Here is a 20,595-nt window from a genome sequence, read left to right on the forward strand (position 1 = left end):
CCATCACACCATGCCCCCAGGGGCTGCCCACAATCCTCGGGTTGACGGATGGTGCGGCCCGCCGGGCACTTCCCGACTCAGTGCACCATGGCCACCTCCGGCGGCCCGACGATCTGCTGCACGGTGGTGCGCACCTTGTCCAGGTCCACCGGCTTGGAGATGTAGCCGGCGGCGCCCACCAGCTCCGCCTCCCACTCGAAGCCGTAGCCGGAGATGATGATGATGGGCAGGTTGCGCGCCCGCGGCATCTTCTTGAGCGCGTCCAGCAGGCCCCAGCCGCTCATGACGGGCATGCGCAGGTCCAGGAGCACGGCGCCCGGGATGTCGTCCTCCAGAAGGTCCAGCGCTTCTCGGCCGTTCTTGGCCTCGATGGTGGCATAGCCCATCTCCTGGAGGGCATCGCAGATGAGCGTGCGGTGACTCGCGTCGTCGTCGACGACCAGGATGAAGTTCGACATGGGCTTGAGCCTCTGGAGTGGCGGCGTCTGCTTGGGGACCGCGATTCTATGGGGACGAAGATGGGAATGCCCTCCTCATTGCGGAAGGGCCTTCGTTTCTTTTCAACATTCCCCATAGAGCGACAGCGTGTTTCCTCCCAGCATCCCCGCGAGCGCGGCCTCGTCCAGCCCCAGCCCGGCGAGCGCCCGCAGCTCCCGGTCCCACGCATAGGGGATGTTGGGGAAGTCCGTCCCATAGAGGATGCGCTCGGGCCGGACCTCCAGCGCCTTCCGGGGGAGGGGCACGGGGAAGTAGCCGCCCACCGCCATGGTCGTGTCCAACCAGAGCGTGTCATGGCGCTCCATCAGGCGCGCGTACGCGTCGAACTCGTCCGCTCCCAGGTGCGGCACGCACAGCTTGAGCGTGGGATGATCCTTCAGCACGCGCTCCACCCGCTCCGCGGCGCAGAGCTGGTGCGGATCCACCGGATACTGGGCGCTGGAGGGCTCCCGCCCCGAGTGCATCACGAGCGGCCTGCCCGCCCGGGCGCACGCTTCGTAGAGCTCGTTCAGCTGGGGCGCGTCCGGAGAGAAGGCCTGCACGTGGCAGTGCAGCTTCACGCCCTTCAGCCCCAGTGTGAACGCCTCCTCCAGGATGCCGACGGCGCCGGGCTCGCCCGGGTACACGGTGCCAAGGCCGATGACGCGGGGCTCGGCCTTCGCCACCTCCGCCACGAAGGCGTTGAGCGCGCGCGCCATGCCCGGCTTGTGGGCGTAGTGCAGGGCGACCACGCGCTCGACGCCCCGGGACAGCAGGAAGGACAGCACGTGGGGCGTGTGCAGCTTGTAGCGGATGGGCCAGCCGTAGCGGTCGAACCAGCGCCACACCGCCTCGAAGACGCGGTCGGGGAACAGGTGCACGTGCGCGTCCACGACGGGCGGCAGGCCGGGGTCCACGCGGGGCCCTTCCTCGTCCGCCAGCGCGGGCATGGGCATCTGGATGCCCTGGTCCCGCCAGGTCGCGGCCGGCGAGGACGCCAGGCACGGCACCGGCGCGTCGTCGTCCGCGTGTTCGCTGTGGGCGTGCTCTTCAGGCGGCTCCCGGTGAGCCGTCATCCGCCCGTGCCTGGCCCGGAGGACTTCTTCGCGTCGTCGTCCTCGTCCTTGTCCAGGCGCCGCAGGTAGCTGTTGTGCGCGTAGCCCTGGCGCTCCAGCCGCTGCGCCTCGATGGCGTCCGCGACCTTCGAACACACCTGGCCGAGCATGCGCAGGGACTCGGCGATCAACCGCTCCGCGTGATCCTGCGCATTGGCGGACGGAATGATGGGGCGGTCACGACGGAACGGCAGGGGCAACTTCATCCTCTGGAATCTAAGGGATGCCCCAGCGCGGTGCCACGCGTCAGTCCCGCCCCGTCCCCTGGCCGCCCCTCCCGGGCTGGCGGGTTCACGGAGTGTTGACAGCGCAACGCGGCATCGCCCCCCGGACCGGGTTAACCGCGTTGACAGTGTCCCAGTTTACATTTTGCGCCGGCCCGGTCCCCGGAGCACCCCTGTGCACCCCCTTGAGCGTTGGCAACCCGCTGGAATCACGAAGGGTTTACGAATTTTCAAGCAGGGGGATGACAGCGCCGGGATTCGCCTCTACATTGCGTCCGTCGGATTTCACTCAAGAGGTGCTGCGCATGGCTTACGACGGCGAGCTTGTGAAGATGCAGAACGGTCGCTGGGCGCGTTTCCAGCGGTGCCAGGTGTACCGGCCGGGCGTGACGGACGCCGGCGAGACCATGCTCCTGATCGCGGTGGAGCTGGAGGAGCGCTATCAGCAGCTGCTCGACGAGGCGGCGGATTCCCTCGCGGAGTACCGCTCCCAGGGCGTGCCCGTGCAGGTGCGGCTGGCGCCGGACGCGCAGGGGCTCACCCTGCACCCGGAGGCCCAGGCCTCCGTCTCGGTGAACTAGGACCCTCCTCGGGGTTCCAGGCTGTAAACCCACGGGCTCCGCGCTTCACTGCGCGGGGCCCGCCTCATTTACAGCGCTGACAGGTCCGGGCCGCCGTCTACTTTTCAACGCACCGCATGCCACCCGCACGGTGCGCGAATGCCGCGCTCAGTCGTGGATCTGGAAGAAGCGGGCGGCGTTGTCCCGGGTGACCCGTCGGACGAGCCGCTCGGACAGCTTCGCCTTGCCCAGCAGGTTCGCCGTGCGCGCGAGCCCCAGGATGTCCCCCGCGCCGTCGCCCGCGTCCGAGTCCAGCACCAGGCGCTCGCTGCCCAGCCGCCGCACCAGGGCCACCGCCCGGTCCGCCTGGAGGGCCTCCGGGTGCAGGGTGAGGCCGGCCCAGTGGCCCACCTCCAGGATGGTCCGCACGGTGCGCGCGTTGGCGTGGTCCACCAGCGCACGCGAGGGCAGCAGTCCTGACTGGCGCAGGAGCGTGAGGATGCGCCGCGTGTGGCGCTCCTTGTCCTTGAGCGGCGTGTGCACCACCACGCGCAGCTTGAGCTGACGGGCCAGGGCCAGCTGCTCCAGGAAGGCCTCTTCCTCCTCCTCGCCGCCCGCGTGCAGCCCCGTCTCGCCCAGGGCCACCACCCGGCCGCCCTCGAAGTAGTCCGGCAGGTGGCTCAGCACTTCCGACAGCCCCCGGCGCGGGATGCAGCGCGGGTGCACGCCCAGGGCGGCCCAGGCGCGGATGCCCAGCCGCTCCAAGCGCGGCAGCTGCTTCTCCACCAGCTGGTCGAAGTGCTGACGCAGCCCCTTGGCCGTGGGCTCCGGGAAGTGGTGCGCCACCACCAGGGCCTGTTCCACGCCGAAGAAGCGCATGGACTCCAGGTCCTGGTCCGTCAGGGCCTCCGGGTGGAGGTGCGCATCGAAGAGCGGAAGCGGCTCGGCCACGGGCAGTCGTTCTCCTTCGTTTCAGTCCTGACCCGTCGCGGCACCCTCGTTGCGCGGGTCACTGGAGGAATAGCGCAGGTGGGTGCGCGGGTCGCTGTAGACGGCCTCCGCGTCGCCCCAGGCGTCCACCCGGCGAATCTTGTGGCCCTTCGCCTCCAGGGCGGACAGCGTCGCCGGCTCCAGGCCCCATTTGTCCACCCACAGCTCGTCCGGGAGGTACTGGTGGTGCAGGCGGCCCGCGCCCACCGCGCGCGCCACGTCCATGCCCTGGTCCACCACGTTGCTGATGGCTTGGATGACGGTGGTGGGGATGGTGGAGCCGCCGGGGCTGCCCACCGCCAGCATCACCCGCTTCGGATCCTCCTTGGAGAACACCAGCGTGGGCGACATGGAGGACAGGGGCACCTTGCCGGCCTGGATGGCGTTGGGCTCACCGGTGACGAGCCCGTACGCGTTGGGCACACCCGGCTGCGCGGCGAAGTCGTCCATCTCGTCATTGAGGAGCACGCCGGTGCCCTTGGCCACCAGGCACGAGCCGAAGCTGTAGTTGACCGTGGTCGTCATCGCCACCGCGTTGCCGTCCTTGTCGATGACGGAGATGTGCGTGGTGTTCTTCTTCTCCGGCTCCGGCGTGAGCGGCCCCGCGTCCTTGCGCAGCGTGGAGGCGGGCCCGCCCGTCACCGGCGCCAGCAGTGACGCGCTGGACGTGGCCTTCTTCGGGTCGATGCCGCCCGCCAGGTCCGCGATGTGGCCGGGCGACGTCAGCCGCTCCAGCGGCACCTGCACGAAGGCCGGGTCGCCCAGGTACTTCGCGCGGTCCACGTACGCGCGCCGCACGGCCTCCACGTAGAGGTGCAGCGACTCCGGGTCGCGGTACGGCACGCCCTGCGGCCGCAGCTGCTGGAGCATGCCCAGCACCTGCACCACCGCCAGCCCGCCCGCGCTGGGCGGCGGCATGGTGAGGATGCGGTGCCCACGGTAGGTGGTCTCCAGCGGCGTGGCCGCGCGCGTGCGGTAGTTCGTCAGGTCCTCCTGCGTGAGCAACCCTCCCGCGTCCTGCACCGTCTTCACCATCGCCTGTGCCACCGGGCCCGCGTAGAAGGCCTTCGCGCCGCCCTTGGCCACCCGCTCCAGCGTGCGCGCCAGGTCCGGCTGTTTGATGAGGTGCCCCACCGGAGGCACGTCCGGCGTGCCCTGCGCGTTGGGCGTCAGGAAGATGCGCGCGGCCTCCGGGTCCTGGCGCAGACACTCCGCGCGGCCGGTGGCCATCTGCTGGTACTTGGGTGTCACCCAGAAGCCCAGCTTCGCCAGCCGGATGGCCGGGGCCAGCACCACCGCGGGCTTGAGCTTGCCGTGCTTGGACAACAGCTCCAGGTAGCCCGCCACCGCGCCCGGCACCGCCACGCTCAGCGCGCCGTCCGTGGACAGGCCCGGCACCAGCGCGCCGTCCTTCAGGTACATGTCGCGCGAGGCGCCCTTGGGAGCCACCTCCCGGAAGTCCAGCACCTGTGTGCCACCCGACTTCGCGTCGTGCACCAGCGCGAACCCGCCGCCGCCCACGCCGGAGTGGTAGGGGCCCACCACCGCCGCCACGAACGCCGCCGCCACCGCCGCGTCCACCGCGTTGCCGCCCTTGTCCAGCATCTGGAGCGCGGCTTCGCTCGCGGGCGGATACGCCGTGGCCACCGCACCTCCCCGGTAGGGACGTGCCGCACCCGCCTGCGCCGCCACCAGCAACACTGCGAGTCCCAGCGCACGGAACGACTTCCGTCCCGCGGCGCCCATGTGTGTTTTCCCCACCTGGAGGCCTTTCCTTGTGATTACCGGCCGTTCCCTAATGCACCACGCGCCGCGCCAGGGCCAGGGTTTCAGTCAGACAACATTTTTTTCCTTGGATTGTGAGCGGAAGCGGGGCAGGCTCCGGTCATGCGCAGCAACGGGCGGTGCTCATGAGTCCTCCGAACCCCGTGGAAAACCCGGCGTCGGTTCCGACTCCGGCCTCCACTTCGGCGCGGCTGACGACGTTCCTGAAGCCGCGCTTCGGCATCACGGTCCAATGCAACACGTTGTGTGTAGCAGTCAGCGCCCGCCCCTCCCCGGACGTCCCGCGATCCGCTTTGAAGTCCGGGCACGGTTGACGAGTTGATCGGCGGTCCCTAATTCTCCGCCGCATATGACAGCTCTGGCGGCGGTTGTGCTGTGCGCGGGCAAGGGCACGCGGATGAAGTCGGAGAAGGCCAAGGTCCTTCACCCCATCCTCGGCCGGCCCCTCTGCGCCTATCCCTTGAAGCGGGCCCTGGAACTGGGCGCGACGCACGTGGTGTCGGTGGTGGGCCACCAGGCAGCGGAGGTGGAGAAGTCCATCCGCTCCCACTTCCCGGATGCGCCCCTGCGCTTCGCGCTCCAGAAGGAGCAGAGGGGCACCGCGGACGCGGTGAAGGCGGCCCAGGACGCGCTGAAGGGCCATGACGGCCGCGTGCTCATCCTCTACGGAGACGTGCCGCTTCTCCGTAAGGAGACGCTCCAGTCGCTGCTCGCCGCGCATGACGCCGCGGGCGGAGTGCTGGCGCTGGTGTCCACCACGCTGGAAGACCCCACCGGCTACGGCCGCGTCATCCGCGAGTCCGGCAAGGTGGCGCGCATCGTGGAGCACAAGGACTGCACCCCGGAGCAGCGCGCGGTGAAGGAGTGCAACGCGGGCATCTACTCCGTGGACGCGGCCTTCCTCTGGAAGGCGCTGGCCGAAATCAAACCCGTCAACGCGCAGGGCGAGTACTACCTCACCGACCTGGTGGAGATGGCCGCGAAGCTGGGCCCCGTGGGCGCGGTGGACGCGGACGCCACGGAGACCGCGGGCGTGAACGACAAGGTGGAGCTGGCGGCGCGCGCCCGCGTCCTCCAGCAGCGCATCAACGAAGCCCACATGCGCGCGGGCGTGTCCATCCAGGACCCCGCCACCGCGTACATCGAAGAGGGCATCACCATCGGCACCGATACGGAGATTGGCCCCAGCGTTTCGCTGATGGCCGGCACCGTCATCGGGAAGAACGTCACCATCGGCCAGGGCAGCGTGCTCACGGCTTCCCACGTGGCGGATGGCACCCACATCAAGCCCTACTCCGTGCTGGAGGAGGCGCGTGTGGGCGAGCGTTGCATCATCGGCCCGTTCTCCCGGCTGCGCCCCGCCACGGAGCTGGCAGAGGAAGTGCATCTGGGGAACTTCGTGGAGACGAAGAAGGCCCGCATCGGCAAGGGCAGCAAGGCCAACCACCTGACTTACCTGGGCGACGCGAACATTGGCGCGGGCTGCAACATCGGCGCGGGCACCATCACCTGTAACTATGACGGGGTGAACAAGCACCTGACCGAGCTGGGCGATGGCGTCTTCATCGGCTCGGACAGTCAACTGGTGGCGCCGGTGAAGGTGGGGGACGGCGGGTATGTCGGCGCGGGCTCCACGGTGACGAAAAATGTGCCTCCTGGGAGCCTCGCTGTGTCCCGCGCGCCACAGGTCGTGAAGGAGGGGTGGGTGGCTGCCAAGAAGGCCCGGCAGGTGAAGGTGAAGGCTGGTTAGGAAGAGTGCTCGCCTGCTGGTCGGTCGGCGGGGCGGGGTTGGGCGTGTTGGGCGTGAACGGGTTGCCCGTGGTTTGCTCCGGCGCCGCGGGACGAGAAAGAGGCAGGACGAACATGTGCGGGATTGTTGGCTACGTCGGTGACAAGGAATCTGCTCCCATCCTGGTGTCGGGTCTGAAGAAGCTCGAGTACCGGGGCTACGACTCCGCGGGCGTCGCGGTGGTGGGCGGCAACCAACTCAACGTGGTGCGCGCCACGGGCAAGCTGCGCAACCTGGAGAACCGCGTGGTGCAGGACCTGCCCAAGGGCACCACCGGCATCGGCCACACGCGCTGGGCCACGCACGGCCGCCCCTCCGACGAGAACGCCCACCCGCACACGTACAAGAACGTGGCGGTGGTGCACAACGGCATCATCGAGAACCACCTGGCGCTGAAGGCGGAGCTGCGCGCGCGCGGCCACGTCTTCGCGTCGGAGACGGACTCGGAAGTGTTCGCGCACCTCATCTCTGCGGAGGTGGAGCGCGGCGTGGACCTGCCGGACGCCGTCCGCGCGGCCATCAAGCAGGTGAAGGGCACCTACGGCCTGGTGGTGGTGTGCTCCAACGACCCGGGCCGCATCGTGTGCACGAAGGACGCGTCGCCCATGGTGCTGGGCCTGGGCGAGGGCCAGAACTTCGTGGCCAGCGACGTGCCGGCGCTGCTCGAGCACACGCGCGACTTCGTCTACATGGAGGAGGGTGACCTGGCCGTCGTCACCGCCGCCAAGGTCGACATCTTCAACCGCGACGGGAAGCTGGTGAACCGCCCCACGCGCCGCATCGACTGGACGCCGATGATGGCGGAGAAGGGCGGCTACAAGCACTTCATGCACAAGGAGATCTGGGAGCAGCCCCGCGCCATCGCGGACACGCTGCGCGGCCGGATGCTCCTCACGGAAGGCGACGTCCACTTCGACACGTGGAACCTGTCCCAGGAGCAGGTGAAGTCCTTCACCAAGGTCACCATCCTGGCCTGCGGCACGTCCTGGCACTCGGGCGTGGCCGGCAAGCACATGATTGAATCGCTGGCGCGGCTGCCGGTGGAGGTGGAGCTGGCCAGCGAGTTCCGCTACCGCGACCCCATCGTGGAGAAGAGCCACCTGGTCATCGCCATCAGCCAGTCGGGTGAGACGGCGGACACGCTGGGGGCCTTCAAGGAGGCCAAGCGGCTGGGCGCCCACACGTTGGCCGTCTGCAACGTCATTGGCAGCGCGATGACGCGCGAGTCGGACCTGCACATCCTCACCAACGCGGGCCCGGAGATTGGCGTCGCGTCCACCAAGGCGTTCACCACCCAGCTCGTCACCCTGTACCTGCTGGCGGTGAAGCTGGGCCGCATGCGCGGCACGCTGTCGGTGGAGGGCGCGCAGGAGCACCTGACGCACCTGACCCAGGTGCCGAAGATGATTGAAGAGGTCCTCAAGTGCGAGCCGCAGGTGAAGCGCGTCGCGCGCGAGTTCATGAACGCGCAGGACTTCCTCTTCCTGGGACGCGGCCCCATGCACCCGGTGGCGCTGGAGGGCGCGCTCAAGCTGAAGGAGATTTCGTACATCCACGCGGAGGGCTACGCGGGCGGTGAGATGAAGCACGGCCCCATCGCGCTCATCGACGAGAAGATGCCCGTCGTGGTCATCGCGCCGAAGCAGCCGCACGTCGCGTACGAGAAGATCATCGGCAACATCGAGGAGGTCCGCGCGCGCGGCGGCAAGGTCATCGCCATCCTCGACGAGGACGACACGCAGGCGGACACCCTGGCTGACCACGTCATCCGCATCCCCGCCGCCTGCGCGCTGCTCGCGCCGGTGGTGGCCACCATCCCGCTCCAGTTGCTCGCGTACCACGTGGCGGAGATGCGCGGGAACGACGTGGACCAGCCGCGCAACCTGGCCAAGAGCGTGACCGTCGAGTAGCGCTGCACGGCTTCCACGCCTGAATGCGAAAGAGCCCGGACTCCCTTCACAGGGGGCCCGGGCTTCTTCGTTCCCGCTACTTCTCGTCCGCCAGCTCCAGGAGCACCTCCAGGTCCGCGGCGGCGTCCAGCGACTCCAGCAGCTCCAGGTTCTCCACCACCTCGCGATCCTCGTCGGTGAGCTGGGGCTGTGGCCGACGCGTGTCCGACGGCGGAGGCGGGGCCTCCGGGTGCATGGCCTTCGCGGGCGCGGGGACCTCTTCGGACGGCGGGGACTGCTGGGCGGACGCGGGCACGGCGGCCGTGAGCGCGAACAGCAGCAACCAACAGGGCGCGGGCCTCACTTGTTGCGCCGCCTTTCGCGCAGCCGCTCGCGTGCCTCCTGTCGCTGCTCCTGGGACATCTGCCGCCAGCGGCGCATGTTCTCCAGCATCTGCTCGCGGCGCTCCGGGTGTTCCTTGAGATAGGCGCGCACCCGTTCGCGCAGCTCCCCGCGGCGCTCCGGGGTGAGGCCGCGCAGCTCGCGCACCTGCTCACGCACCGCCTGCCGCTCCTGGGGCGACAGGCGCTGGAAGTCGCGCAGGTTGGTCTTCAGCCGCTCGCGCTCCTCCGGGGGCAGCTGCCGCCAGCGCTGGAGGTTCGCGCGCACGCGAGCCTGCTCGTCGGGGGACATCGCCTTGAACTCGCGCAGCTTCGCGCGCAGGGCTTCCTTCTGCTCCGGCGGGAGCTTCTCGAAGCGCTCCGCGGCGGTGGGCGCGGGGGCGTTGGCCGCGAGGGCGGGCACGCCGATGATCAGCGCCACGGCCAGCACGCCGGCGGTCATCCTTCCTAGCATCACGGCACCCCCAGTTCGTGGAGGTTCTCGACGACCTCCAGGTCTTCGGAGCTGTTGAGCCCCAGCACTTCGTAGTCCTCGACCAGCTCCAGGTTCGCCGCCACCTCCAGCGCGCCCGGGTCCCACTCCTCCAGCGAGGGCGACTCCACGCGCGTGCGTCCGGCCACGAGCAGCGTCAGCACCACCGCGGCGGCCAGGCCCGCGGAGGGCACGAGCACGCCGGGCCTCAAGAGGTGCGCGAACCGCTCGCGCCAGGTGGGCGGCAGCGCGTCCACTCGCGCCAGCAGCTCGCGCCGGGCGGAGGGGGAGGGCGTGAAGGCGGGCAGCTCCGCCATCCGCGCCACCGTGAGGCGTAGGAGCCGCTCCGTGCCCTGGCACTCCGCGCAGGTGCCCAGGTGGGCCTCCACGCGCGCGCGGTGCGGGGGCGGCAACTCCCCGTCCACCCAGGCCGTCAGGTCTTCTTCGAACGCACAGCTCATGCCCGACTCCTCGCGGGCACGGTGCCCGCCTGCAACGCTTCAATCCTGCGCGCCACCGCCAGGGTGGCCCGGTGGATGAGGCTCTTCACGGCGGCCTCGCTCGCCTCCAGCGCCTCGGCGATGTCCCGGTACGCCATGCCCTCGAAGCGGCACATGGTGAACGCGGCCCGCTCGCGGTCGCTCAAATCCTTCAGGGCCAGGCCCACCGCCGCCTCCAGCTCCCGGCCGCTCAGCGCCTGGTCCGGCCTGTCTCCTTCGGGCCCTGGCATCCGCATCGCCCCCACGTCTTCCTCCGCCGGGGCCTCCGCCGTGAGGCGCGCCACGCGGTACTCGCCGCGCCGCATCTCGTTGAGGCAGTGGTTCGTCGCCACCCGGAAGAGGAACGTCTTGAACTTCGCCGTGGGCTTGTAGGAGCGCGCGTGGCGGTAGAGCTTCACGAAGATGTCCTGCGTGAGCTCCTCCGCCCGCGCCGCGTCCCCCACGAAGCGGAACGCGAAGCGCGCCACGCTCGCGTGGTGCCGGTCGAAGAGCCAGGCGAAGGCCTGCTTGTCGCCCGCCGCCACCTTCAGCATCGCCTGCGTGTCCGGGTCCCAATCCATCCGTGAGGTCAGAAACCCCGTTGCCCGCTGGAAGTTGCGGGCTTGCCCACTTTGAACCCCAAGCCACGCCCCGGTTACAGTTTCGCCACCGTGTCCGATGCTTTCCGCCCACGTTCGCGCACACCATCTCCCCACCTGGGAGAGGAGGCGGAGCCCCCGTCGGACCTGGCGGCCTGGGAACCTCCGGCGCAGGGCGGCACGCCCACCCCGCCTACGGACTCGCCGCTGCCCATGTACCTGCTGGCGCAGCAGGCCCGGCGGGCGCAAGGGGACGAACAGAAGCGCCTGTCCTGGAACCTCAACCAGCTCCTGGAGGAGCTGGGGGCGCAGGGCGGGGGCCGGACGGAGGCGGACGCCTTCCACCGGCTGCTGGAGGGGGGCAACCTGGACGGGCTGGTGGACTCGGACGGGCGCTCCTGCCGCGCCACGGCGGTGGAGTCCCTGCTGGCCCTGGGCTTCCCCTACGCGCTGGAGGTGCGTCCGGAGGACCTGGAGCACCTCACGAACGCCCCCGTCCCGGGCACGCGGCTGACGCCTCCCAGAGGGGGGCCCTTCCCGGCCCTGGCGGTGGGGCTGGGGGCGCTGGCGCTCCAGGTGGTGCTGGGGCTGACGGGCGTCATCGTGCCTGGCGGGCTGCTCATCCTGCAGGGGCTTTTGACCCTGCTGACCCTGACCGTGCTGACGGTTGCCTCCGTGGGCTCTCCCCTGTATCGCGGAGCCCTGGCGCTGCTGACGGTGGTGTCCGGGATGGGGTTGGGGATGGTGCTGGTGCCAGAGGTTCCGGCGGGTTGGGCGGCCGGATTGGGCGGGCTGGTGGCCGCCTTCCTGGCTGCCCTGCGCAAGAGCTGACCGCCAGGACCCAAAACGGATGTCAGAGGGGTGGACTAGGGTCTACCCATCGCGTACTAAAAGCGCGTTCAGGTGGACCGGGGTGGTCCACTCTTCCAAGGAGCGACGAGAAATGGCCGTGAATCAGGAGAAGGAAAAGGCGATCGAGCTGGCGCTGGCGGCGGTGGAGCGTCAGTTCGGCAAGGGTTCCATCATGCGGCTCGGCAACGACGAGCCCATGATGAAGGACGTCCAGGCCATTTCGACGGGGTCCACTTCGCTCGACATCGCCCTGGGCGTGGGCGGCGTGCCGCGCGGGCGCATCATCGAGATTTTCGGGCCGGAGTCCTCCGGCAAGACGACGCTGTGCCTCCACATCGTCGCGGAGGCGCAGAAGAAGGGCGGCGTGTGCGGCTACATCGACGCCGAGCACGCGATGGACGTGGGCTACGCGCGCAAGCTGGGTGTGCGCACCGACGACCTGCTCCTGTCCCAGCCGGACACCGGTGAGCAGGGCCTCGAAATCGCGGAGATGCTCGTGCGCTCCGGCGCCATCGACGTGCTGGTGGTGGACTCGGTGGCCGCGCTCGTGCCGAAGGCGGAACTGGAAGGCGAGATGGGCGACGCGCACATGGGCGTGCAGGCGCGCCTCATGAGCCAGGCGCTGCGCAAGCTCACGGGCACCATCTCCAAGAGCCAGACGTGCGTCATCTTCATCAACCAGATCCGCATGAAGATTGGCGTGATGTTCGGCAACCCGGAGACCACCACGGGCGGCAACGCGCTGAAGTTCTACGCGTCGCAGCGCATGGACATCCGCCGCGTGGGCGCCATCAAGAATGGCGAGAACGTGGTGGGCAGCCGCACCCGCGTGAAGGTCGTGAAGAACAAGGTGGCGCCTCCGTTCAAGGAGGTGGAGTTCGACATCATGTACGGCGCGGGCATCTCGAAGGAGGGCGACCTCATCGACCTGGCCTCCAACGACAACATCATCGAGAAGAGCGGCAGCTGGTTCTCCTTCAAGGGAGAGCGCATCGGCCAGGGCCGGGAGAACGCGAAGGAGTACCTGCGCGAGCACCCGGACACCTACAAGGAGGTCGAGGCCCTGGTGCTGGAGAAGTACGGCATCGGCAAGCCCGCGGGTGCGACGCCCGCCGCGGACGCCCCCAGCGAGCCGCCGGAAGGTGAGAAGCGCCCGCGCGTGAAGGCCGTGAAGTAATCGCGAAGCGTTTCGCGGAAATGGTCCGCCGCGCACCTCCGGGGGGAGCGGCGCGGCGGGTGAAGTAGAAAAGGGGCCGGTCTCCAGTGATGGGGCCGGCCCCTTTTTCTTCACCGTGAGAGGGATTGCGGGATTGTGACGCGCACGGTCATCACCGGCCTGTCGCCGGGATGTTTCGTGTGGAGGGAGGAGGGCCTCTAGACTTCGGGGTCCGGGAGCCCCTTCACCCCTGCTTCCCGCTGGAGTCCATCGCCTTGTTCAACCCCTTCAAACGCCGCACGTTCCTGCAAGCCGTGGTTGCTGTCGCGGCGACGACGACCTTTGGATGCTCCGACGACGACTCGACGGAGACTTCGGATGGCTCGCCCTACTTCCCGCAGTCGTTGGCGTCGGGGGATCCGCGTCCGGACAGCGTGGTGTTGTGGGTGCGCGTGGAGGACAAGGACCGCGCCGGTTCTGACCTGCCGCTGCGGCTGGAGGTCTCTCCGTCGGAGGACTTCAAGACGCTGGTGCTGGACAAGACGGACCTGTCGGCGCTGGCGGAGCATGACCACGCGGTGAAGGTGAAGGTCACCGGGTTGTCCGCGCGCACGACGTACTACTACCGCTTCTCCTACGAGAAGGACGGCCAGAAGCACACCACGCGCACCGGACGCACGCGCACCGCGCCGGCGGAGGGGGATGACGTGCAGGTGAAGTTCGTCTTCGCCAGCTGCCAGGACTTCATTGGCCGCTACTACAACGCCTGGCAGCGGCTGTTGCAGCTGGACGCGGACCTGGACTTCATCGTGTTCCTGGGCGACTACGTCTACGAGACGACGGGCGACACGTCCTTCCAGTCCGGCGACGGCGGCCGGAGCATCCGCTTCAGCGATCCGGATGGGGCGCTGCCGCAGGGCGCGGGCCTCACCTCGTACCTCGCGGCGAACTCGCTCTCCAACTACCGCGACCTGTACAAGACCACGCGCACGGACAAGCAGCTGCAGGCGGTGCACGAGCGCTACCCGTTCATCATCGTCTGGGACGACCACGAGTTCTCCGACGACTGCTGGCAGGACGTGGCCACGTACGAGGACGGCAAGCGGGACGAGACGCAGCTGGACCGCAAGCTCAACGCGGAGCAGGCCTTCCTGGAGTACATCCCGCTGGACACGGTGCAGTCGGCGGCGGGCGCCATCGACGTGGCCAGCGAGCCGCGCTTCCCCAACTCGCGCATCTACCGTGACTTCGAGTACGGCAAGCACCTGAAGCTGCTGGTGACGGACTACCGCAGCTACCGGCCGGACCACCTCATCCCGGAGGACGGCTACCCGGGCACCGTGGCGCTGGACGCGACGCTGCTGGGCGCGGCGCTCCAGGGCCAGCCGGACGTGGTGAAGGCGACGTTCCAGGCGGACACGTTCGCGTACGTGAACATCGACGACGCGGCGTACGCGAACCAGAAGCAGGTGCTCCAGGCGGTGTACCTGAGCCAGGCGAAGGCGGCGGGCCTGACGGACGCGGAGGCCGCGCAGAAGGCCGGCAAGTGGGTGGCCGGTCCGGTGGCGCTCTACTACGTGAACCAGGTGCTGGCGGCGGTGAACAAGGCGCTGGTGATTCCGCCCGCGGACAAGCCCCGGGGCCTGGCGTACGCGCACATGGGCAAGGCGGCGCTCTTCAACATCCAGGGCTCGCGCTACGTGGTGGTGAAGGACACGTTCGACCTGTTCGCGGCGGTGAAGTATCAGCTGTCCCAGGGCAAGAGCGAGGACGTGTTCGGCCCGGACCAGGAGGCGTGGTTCCAGCAGACCATGACCACGGCGACGAACACCTGGAAGATGGTGGTGAGCTCCACGTCGCTGTCGGCGCTCATCTGGGACTTCCGGCAGCAGGCGGACATCACGGACCCGACGCTGCGCCAGCGCTTCTACTTCAGCGTGGACCAGTGGGACGGCTTCCCCACGAAGAAGAAGGTGATGCTCAACACGCTGAAGGCCGCGGGCGTGACGAACACGCTGTTCATCTCCGGGGACATCCACGCGTCGTTCGCGTCGGTGGAGGAGGGCGTGCCCGTGCTGACGGCGCCGGGCATCACCTCCGGCTCCATCAAGAGCCTGGCCAGCCTGGCGCTGATTGGCGCGGGCTACGCCACGGGCGCGCCGGTGTACCAGCACGCGGTCGTGGAGATGGAGAAGACGCTGATGGCGTCCAACTCGGGCCTGCGCTTCGCGGACGCGGACTCGCACGGCTTCGTGCTGGTGGAGGTGAAGGCGGATGAGACGCTCGCCACCTTCCACCTCATCCCCGCGGCAGAGGTGGCCAAGGACTACTCCAAGCGCGCGGACAGCGAGCTGGAGGCGAAGTTCACCTCGCGCACCTTCCGCGTGAAGAACAGCGACATCCAGCCGGCCTGAGCCGGACGCGCATGAGCTGAAGCGAAGGGCCGCGTGGGAACTCCCGCGCGGCCCTTTTTATGTCTCAAGGGCTTTGTGAATTTTCAGCTTTGTGCTGTTTTCCTTGGATAAGGCTTCCATTGAGGGAGTCCGGGACACCGGGAAGGAGCACACCGTGGGCTCACGCAAGGGATGGCAGGGACTGCTGGGAGCGGGGCTGATCGCGGCCGTGGGAGTGGCGGAGGCGGCGCCGTGGCGGAGCGTGCTGTACCCGTCGACGTGGACGCCCGGGTACTCGCAGCCGGGCAACACGTCGCGGTTCCTGCATGACTTCTCCTACGCGGGCTACCGGATGCGGCAGGCGGAGCCGCCGGTGCGCACGGACCGGGTGCTGGACGTGACGCAGGCGCCGTACTTCGCGGACAACACGGGGACGTCGGACGTGACGGCGGTGTTGCAGCAGGCGCTCGATGACGCGGGGGCGGTGGCGGGCGGTGGGGTGGTGTACCTGCCTCGGGGCACGTACCGGGTGGCGCCGCCCGCGGGCAAGCCGTACGCGCTGCTCATCCGATACAGCAACGTGGTGCTGCGCGGGCAGGGCGCGACGTCCACGTTCCTCTACAACTTCGCCACGGACATGCGCAGCAAGCGCGTGGTGCAGGTGGGCCCGCGCGACACGACGGTGTCCTGGACGTCCGCTTCGACGGCGGCGACGGCGCTGACGCAGGACGCGCCCAACCAGGCGACGCGCATCCAGGTGGCGAGCGTGTCCGGCTACACCGTGGGCACGTGGCTGGTGGTGCGGGCGGACCTGACGGCGACGCGCAGCGCGGAGCTGAACATGGGCACGGAGTGGACGTCGCTGCCCGGACCGTCCTTCTACCGGCAGGTGGTGGCGGTGGACGCGGCCACGCGGATGCTGACGCTGGACATCCCGCTGCGCCAGGGGCTGCTGATGCGCGACGCGGCGCGGGTGTACCGCGTGCCCGCGCACCTGTCGGAGGTGGGCGTGGAGCACCTGGCCATCGGCATGCGGGAGAACCCCACGCCGGGCCTGGCCGAGGAGGACTACACGGTGCAGGGCACCGGCGCCTACCAGGTGCACGAGTCCACGGCGCTCTTGATGAACCACGTGGTGGACGGCTGGGTGCGCGGCGTTGGTTCCTACCGGCCGCCGTCCAACACGCAGGACGTGCACGTGCTGTCCAACGGCATCGACCTGAACTACGCGCGCAACGTCACGGTGGAGGGGTGTGAAATCAACAAGCCCCAGTACAAGGGCGGTGGCGGAAACGGGTACCTGTATTCCATCCGGAGCAGCGACAGCCTGGTGAAGGACAGCGTGTCGTACGGCGGGCGGCACAACTTCGACTTCCGCTCCATGCACACCACCGGCAACGTGCTGTTCAACAACCGCGTGTCCAACGGCGAGAAGGTGTCCGACTTCCACATGCACCTGAGCGCGGCGAACCTGGTGGACAACACCACGCTGTACCAGGAGCGCTTCGAGGCGGCGGACCGCTCGCCCTATGGCACCACGAGCCACGGCGTCACCACGACGGAGAGCGTGTTCTGGAACACCAACGGGGCGAAGCCGCCGTCGTACGGGGGCACGAGCGTGGTGCGTTCGCAGCAGTACGGGCAGGGGTATGTGATTGGGATGCGTGGCAGCGCGACGGGCGTGGACGTGTCGGTGACGACGAAGACGGCCCCGGCGGACTTCGCGGAGGTGGCGCAGTCCGGGAATGAGTTGGTGCCGCAGTCGCTCTACGTGGACCAGGTGCAGAAGCGGCTGGGGCGCGCGGTGGAGCACGACGCTCGGGTGCTGGTGTACCAGGCGGAGAACCTGAAGCCGACGAGCACCCCGGACCCGTCGTCCACTGGCGTGGAGGCGGGGCCGGAGCTGGGCGGGGTGCGCTACCACAACACGAGCGCGGTGGGCGCGAAGGTGACGTACACGCTCCATCCGCGCACGGTGGGCACGTTCGCGGTGCGGGTGCGGACCAAGCGCAACAACGGGCGGGGGCAGTACCGGCTGGACGTGAACGGGGTGGCGGTGGGCGGAACGCAGGACGAGTACTCCGCCACCACGCAGTTCGTGGAGGTGGAGCTGGGGACGGTGACGTTCACGGACCTGGAGCCCCAGGCGTTCACGTTCACGACTGTTGGGAAGAACGCGGCGAGCACGGGCTACAACGTGGCGTTGGACGTCATCCGTCTGGTGCGGCAGTAGGCGAGCGGCGCGTCTCTGGGAGGCGCGGGCGGACCGGGGTATAGACGGGCGCCATGCACGTCTATGCCGTCGCGTTGGCCCAGGAGCTGGGCATCAAGCCGGAGCAGGTGGACCGGACCCTCGCACTGCACGAAGAGGGAGGCACGGTCCCCTTCATCGCGCGCTACCGCAAGGAGGCCACGGGAGGCCTGGATGAGGTTCAGATCCAGTCCATCCTGGACAAGGCCACGGAGCGCGCGGAGCTGGACGGGCGGCGCGACACCATCCTGCGCAGCATCGAGGAGCAGGGGAAGCTGACGCCGGAGCTGAAGAAGGCGCTCCAGGCGGCGCGCACGCGCGCGGAGCTGGAGGACCTGTACCTGCCGTACAAGCCCAAGCGCCGCACGCGCGCGGCCATCGCCCGGGAGAAGGGGCTGGAGCCGCTGGCGGACCTGGTGTGGAAGCAGGAGGGCCAGCGCGGGGAGAACCTGGACGCGCGCGTGAAGCCGTACGTGAGCGCGGACAAGGGCGTGGCGGACGTGGCGCAGGCGCTGGCGGGCGCGCGGGACATCTGCGCGGAGCGGGTGGCGGAGGACGCCAGGCTGCGCCGCGAGGCCCGCGACATCTGCGCGCGGCGGGGCTCGCTGCGCTCGGACGTGGTGCCCGCGAAGAAGGGCGAGACGACCAAGTTCGAGAACTACTACGGCCACGAGGAGCCGCTGTCCCAGGCCCCGTCCCACCGCGTGCTGGCGCTCTTGCGCGGCGAGGAGGAGGGCGTGCTGAAGGTGAAGCTGGGCCTGCCGGACGACGAGGTGAAGGGGCTCTTCACCGGGCGCGTGGTGACGCGGCCGCAGTCGCTGTTCGCGGGCGAGCTGCGCGCGGCGGTGGAGGACAGCTGGGACCGGCTGATGGGGCCGTCGCTGGAGTCGGAGCTGCGCGCGGAGCTGAAGGAGCGCGCGGACAAGGGCGCCATCGGGGTGTTTGGAGAGAACCTGCGGCATCTGTTGCTGACGGCGCCGGCCGGGGCTCGGGCGGTGCTGGCGTTGGACCCGGGGCTTCGCACGGGCATCAAGCTGGTGATGCTGGACGCGACGGGGACGGTGGCGGAGACGACGACGCTCTATTCGGAGCGGAGCGCGGACGAGCGGGCGCGCGCGGCGAAGTTGCTGGAGGCGGTGGTGCGCAAGCACAAGCCGGAGCTGATCGCCGTGGGCAACGGCACGGGCAGCCGGGAGGCGGAGGTCTTCACTCGGGACACGCTGAAGGCGATGGGCGTGCAGGTCCCCGTGGTGTCGGTGAGCGAGCAGGGCGCGTCCATCTACTCCGCGTCGGAGGTGGCGCGGGATGAGTTCCCGGAGATGGACGTGTCGCTGCGCGGGGCGGTGTCCATCGGGCGGCGCTTGCAGGACCCGCTGGCGGAGTTGGTGAAGATCGACCCGAAGAGCATCGGGGTGGGGCAGTACCAGCACGACGTGGACCAGGGCCTGCTGAAGAAGAAGCTGGGCGAGGTGGTGGACTCGTGCGTGAACGCGGTGGGCGTGGACGTGAACACGGCGTCACCGCAGCTCTTGGAGCACGTGTCCGGAGTGGGGCCGTCGCTGGCGAAGAAGCTGGTGGCGCACCGGGCTGCGAAGGGGCGCTTCACGACGCGAAAGGAGCTCTTGAAGGTGAGCGGCCTGGGGCCGAAGACGTTCGAACAGGCTGCGGGCTTCCTGCGGGTGCGAGGACCGGAGCCGCTGGATTCGAGCGCGGTGCACCCGGAGCGCTACACGGTCGTGGAGCGGATGGCGAAGGACCTGGGCGTGGACGTGGCGTCGCTGGTGGGGAACGCGTCGCTGGTGCGTCAGATTGAAGCCAAGCGCTACCTGGGGCCGGAACTGGGCGAGCTGACGCTCAAGGACATCCTGGCGGAGCTGGAGAAGCCGAGCCGGGACCCTCGAGGAGACTTCACGGCGCACGCGACGCGGGATGACCTGCGCACGCTGGAGGACGTGAAGGAGGGGATGGTGTTGCAGGGCGTGGTGACGAACGTGACGGCGTTCGGCGCGTTCGTGGACGTGGGAGTGCATCAGGACGGACTGGTGCACGTGTCGCAGCTGGCGGCGCGCTTCATCAAGGATCCGTCGGAGGTGGCCAAGGTGGGCGACCGGCTGACGGTGAAGGTCCTGACCGTGGACCTGGCGCGCAAGCGGTTGGCGTTGTCCGTGCGGGCGGTGCTGGAAGGTGGGGCGCCGCAGCCGTCCGGACGGCCGGCACAGGCAAAGCCCGCGAGTGCACCGGCGCAGCAGCAGCAGCGGCCCGCGCAGAAGCCTGCGACGCAGGCTCCTCCGCAGAAGAAGCCAGAGCCGTTCAACAATCCGTTCTCGAAGCTGAAGCGCTGACGCACATGGCTCACTTTCAAGACCTGACCCCTTGCAGCTATGTGCGCGAGTGGGAGCCGTCGTCGCTCGCGGTGGGCTGGCTTGAAAGGGGGCACGCCTATCCCCAGGGCACCGTGGACGAGAAGTTCTTCAAGGCGCTGCTCCGCCTGTGTGGGAATCCGTGGCAGCCTCCGGTGGCGTTCGCGGGCATCCACGTGTGCTCGCTTTGCCAGTTCGCGGGGAGGCTCGCGGGCACGTCCTACTTTGGTGCGGGGGGCGCCGCCGGGAATGCGAACGTCTTCATCCCTGGGGAGACGAAGGTCTTCATCGCTCCGACGATGATCGTCCACTACATCGACGCGCACGGGTACGTGCCGCCCATGGAGTTCCAGGAGGCGGTCCTCAAATGCCCTGAGATGCGCTCCATGGCCTATCTCAAGGCCATCAGGGCCCTGGGGTTCTCACTCCGCGTGACTGAGCCGCTCAATCCACTGTGAGCGTCATGAGCAACATCGTCCTGGAGTTCCCTCCTGGCTTCGAGGACTACGCTTGGGAGGTCGAGGCCAAAGGCTGGCTCCCCGGAGTCGTCGCGGTGATTCATGGGCGTCGGTACACGCTCACCGTGTACGACCCGGCTCGCTTGACCCAGGGTGTTGACGAGGCGCTGAAGGGCGGCAGGGCGTTTCTTGAGCGGAATCTCGTGGTCGTCGCTTCCGTCACGCGGGAGCGCATTGTGTCTGCCATCCAGGAAATCTTTCAGACTGGCCGGGTCAGCGACCTTCGGCCCGACTCGGGGTAGATGGATAGGCGTGGCGAAAGTCCCGCTCTCACAACAGGTGGAA

General features: G+C 69.0%; 19 protein-coding genes. 10 read left to right on the plus strand and 9 right to left on the minus strand.

The window, feature by feature from the left end:
- Positions 1-77: 77 nt before the first annotated feature.
- The 3 genes from GTZ93_RS05760 to GTZ93_RS05770 form a co-directional block, all read right to left on the minus strand.
- Positions 78-458, minus strand: coding sequence for a response regulator (locus tag GTZ93_RS05760; RefSeq protein WP_014394116.1), 381 nt, complete (start codon positions 456-458; stop codon positions 78-80).
- Positions 459-560: 102 nt separating this feature from the next.
- Positions 561-1,553, minus strand: coding sequence for an amidohydrolase family protein (locus GTZ93_RS05765; RefSeq protein WP_139918111.1), 993 nt, complete (start codon positions 1,551-1,553; stop codon positions 561-563).
- On the minus strand, positions 1,550-1,798 hold the full coding sequence (locus tag GTZ93_RS05770; RefSeq protein ID WP_120576850.1) for a hypothetical protein: 249 nt from the start codon (positions 1,796-1,798) through the stop codon (positions 1,550-1,552). Before GTZ93_RS05770 ends, GTZ93_RS05765 begins: the two co-directional genes overlap by 4 nt.
- 323 nt (positions 1,799-2,121) lie before the next feature.
- Here GTZ93_RS05770 and GTZ93_RS05775 point away from each other — a divergent pair, with 323 nt between their 5' ends.
- Positions 2,122-2,397 (plus strand): hypothetical protein, encoded by a 276-nt coding sequence (locus GTZ93_RS05775; RefSeq protein ID WP_120561800.1) that lies wholly within the window; start codon positions 2,122-2,124, stop codon positions 2,395-2,397.
- A 147-nt stretch (positions 2,398-2,544) separates the two neighbouring features.
- Here GTZ93_RS05775 and GTZ93_RS05780 read toward each other — a convergent pair whose 3' ends face one another.
- Both GTZ93_RS05780 and ggt read right to left on the minus strand, forming a co-directional pair.
- Positions 2,545-3,327: a TatD family hydrolase gene (locus GTZ93_RS05780; protein ID WP_120599847.1), complete on the minus strand. Its 783-nt coding sequence runs from the start codon at positions 3,325-3,327 to the stop codon at positions 2,545-2,547.
- Between the two features lie 21 nt (positions 3,328-3,348).
- Complete coding sequence (ggt, locus tag GTZ93_RS05785; protein WP_139915432.1) at positions 3,349-5,112, minus strand: gamma-glutamyltransferase; 1,764 nt, start codon at positions 5,110-5,112, stop codon at positions 3,349-3,351.
- 388 nt (positions 5,113-5,500) lie between these two features.
- On the opposite strand from ggt, the gene glmU reads away from it, so the two are divergent.
- Entirely contained in the window at positions 5,501-6,901 is a 1,401-nt protein-coding gene (glmU, locus tag GTZ93_RS05790) for a bifunctional UDP-N-acetylglucosamine diphosphorylase/glucosamine-1-phosphate N-acetyltransferase GlmU (RefSeq protein ID WP_139915430.1), read from the plus strand.
- A 113-nt stretch (positions 6,902-7,014) separates the two neighbouring features.
- Positions 7,015-8,850 carry a glutamine--fructose-6-phosphate transaminase (isomerizing) gene (gene glmS, locus GTZ93_RS05795; protein ID WP_139915429.1) on the plus strand — a complete coding sequence of 612 codons (1,836 nt, stop codon included), beginning with the start codon at positions 7,015-7,017 and terminating at the stop codon, positions 8,848-8,850.
- A 76-nt stretch (positions 8,851-8,926) separates the two neighbouring features.
- Here glmS and GTZ93_RS05800 read toward each other — a convergent pair whose 3' ends face one another.
- The 4 genes from GTZ93_RS05800 to GTZ93_RS05815 are packed head-to-tail and all read right to left on the minus strand — an operon-like array spanning position 8,927 to position 10,762.
- The gene (locus tag GTZ93_RS05800; RefSeq protein ID WP_139915428.1) at positions 8,927-9,193 is read right to left on the minus strand and encodes a hypothetical protein; all 267 of its coding nucleotides are present in this window, start codon (positions 9,191-9,193) and stop codon (positions 8,927-8,929) included.
- Positions 9,190-9,672 (minus strand): DUF3106 domain-containing protein, encoded by a 483-nt coding sequence (locus GTZ93_RS05805; RefSeq protein ID WP_257978945.1) that lies wholly within the window; start codon positions 9,670-9,672, stop codon positions 9,190-9,192. The genes GTZ93_RS05800 and GTZ93_RS05805 overlap by 4 nt, the downstream gene beginning before the upstream one ends.
- A gap of 11 nt (positions 9,673-9,683) precedes the next feature.
- Complete coding sequence (locus GTZ93_RS05810) at positions 9,684-10,163, minus strand: anti-sigma factor family protein (protein WP_139915426.1); 480 nt, start codon at positions 10,161-10,163, stop codon at positions 9,684-9,686.
- Positions 10,160-10,762, minus strand: coding sequence for an RNA polymerase sigma factor (locus GTZ93_RS05815; RefSeq protein WP_121753720.1), 603 nt, complete (start codon positions 10,760-10,762; stop codon positions 10,160-10,162). The genes GTZ93_RS05810 and GTZ93_RS05815 overlap by 4 nt, the downstream gene beginning before the upstream one ends.
- 90 nt (positions 10,763-10,852) lie before the next feature.
- Between GTZ93_RS05815 and GTZ93_RS05820 the strand changes: the two genes are divergently transcribed.
- The 7 genes from GTZ93_RS05820 (at position 10,853) to GTZ93_RS05850 (ending at position 20,552) form a co-directional block, all read left to right on the plus strand.
- Positions 10,853-11,611: a hypothetical protein gene (locus tag GTZ93_RS05820; protein ID WP_126932809.1), complete on the plus strand. Its 759-nt coding sequence runs from the start codon at positions 10,853-10,855 to the stop codon at positions 11,609-11,611.
- A gap of 112 nt (positions 11,612-11,723) precedes the next feature.
- The gene (gene recA / locus GTZ93_RS05825) at positions 11,724-12,809 is read left to right on the plus strand and encodes a recombinase RecA (RefSeq protein ID WP_120600023.1); all 1,086 of its coding nucleotides are present in this window, start codon (positions 11,724-11,726) and stop codon (positions 12,807-12,809) included.
- 254 nt (positions 12,810-13,063) lie between these two features.
- Positions 13,064-15,202, plus strand: coding sequence for an alkaline phosphatase D family protein (locus GTZ93_RS05830; RefSeq protein ID WP_390624851.1), 2,139 nt, complete (start codon positions 13,064-13,066; stop codon positions 15,200-15,202).
- A 154-nt stretch (positions 15,203-15,356) separates the two neighbouring features.
- Entirely contained in the window at positions 15,357-17,414 is a 2,058-nt protein-coding gene (locus GTZ93_RS05835) for a right-handed parallel beta-helix repeat-containing protein (RefSeq protein ID WP_139915424.1), read from the plus strand.
- Positions 17,415-17,467: 53 nt separating this feature from the next.
- Positions 17,468-19,774 (plus strand): Tex family protein, encoded by a 2,307-nt coding sequence (locus GTZ93_RS05840; protein WP_139915423.1) that lies wholly within the window; start codon positions 17,468-17,470, stop codon positions 19,772-19,774.
- A 5-nt stretch (positions 19,775-19,779) separates the two neighbouring features.
- Positions 19,780-20,250, plus strand: a complete 471-nt coding sequence (locus tag GTZ93_RS05845; RefSeq protein ID WP_139915422.1) for a DUF7919 family protein — start codon at positions 19,780-19,782, stop codon at positions 20,248-20,250.
- Positions 20,251-20,255: 5 nt separating this feature from the next.
- Positions 20,256-20,552 carry a hypothetical protein gene (locus GTZ93_RS05850; protein WP_139915421.1) on the plus strand — a complete coding sequence of 99 codons (297 nt, stop codon included), beginning with the start codon at positions 20,256-20,258 and terminating at the stop codon, positions 20,550-20,552.
- Positions 20,553-20,595 lie beyond the last annotated feature (43 nt).

This window comes from Corallococcus exiguus, assembly GCF_009909105.1.
Classification (GTDB): Bacteria; Myxococcota; Myxococcia; order Myxococcales; family Myxococcaceae; genus Corallococcus; species Corallococcus exiguus.

Coding starts and splice junctions, on each gene's coding strand:
- recA (WP_120600023.1), top strand. CDS start 11,724: ATGGCCGTGAATCAGGAGAAGGAAAAGGCGATCGAGCTGGCGCTGGCG.
- GTZ93_RS05765 (WP_139918111.1), bottom strand. CDS start 1,553: ATGACGGCTCACCGGGAGCCGCCTGAAGAGCACGCCCACAGCGAACAC.
- GTZ93_RS05845 (WP_139915422.1), top strand. CDS start 19,780: ATGGCTCACTTTCAAGACCTGACCCCTTGCAGCTATGTGCGCGAGTGG.
- GTZ93_RS05850 (WP_139915421.1), top strand. CDS start 20,256: ATGAGCAACATCGTCCTGGAGTTCCCTCCTGGCTTCGAGGACTACGCT.
- glmU (WP_139915430.1), top strand. CDS start 5,501: ATGACAGCTCTGGCGGCGGTTGTGCTGTGCGCGGGCAAGGGCACGCGG.
- GTZ93_RS05775 (WP_120561800.1), top strand. CDS start 2,122: ATGGCTTACGACGGCGAGCTTGTGAAGATGCAGAACGGTCGCTGGGCG.
- ggt (WP_139915432.1), bottom strand. CDS start 5,112: ATGGGCGCCGCGGGACGGAAGTCGTTCCGTGCGCTGGGACTCGCAGTG.
- GTZ93_RS05805 (WP_257978945.1), bottom strand. CDS start 9,672: ATGACCGCCGGCGTGCTGGCCGTGGCGCTGATCATCGGCGTGCCCGCC.
- GTZ93_RS05770 (WP_120576850.1), bottom strand. CDS start 1,798: ATGAAGTTGCCCCTGCCGTTCCGTCGTGACCGCCCCATCATTCCGTCC.
- GTZ93_RS05815 (WP_121753720.1), bottom strand. CDS start 10,762: ATGGATTGGGACCCGGACACGCAGGCGATGCTGAAGGTGGCGGCGGGC.
- GTZ93_RS05810 (WP_139915426.1), bottom strand. CDS start 10,163: ATGAGCTGTGCGTTCGAAGAAGACCTGACGGCCTGGGTGGACGGGGAG.
- glmS (WP_139915429.1), top strand. CDS start 7,015: ATGTGCGGGATTGTTGGCTACGTCGGTGACAAGGAATCTGCTCCCATC.
- GTZ93_RS05840 (WP_139915423.1), top strand. CDS start 17,468: ATGCACGTCTATGCCGTCGCGTTGGCCCAGGAGCTGGGCATCAAGCCG.
- GTZ93_RS05760 (WP_014394116.1), bottom strand. CDS start 458: ATGTCGAACTTCATCCTGGTCGTCGACGACGACGCGAGTCACCGCACG.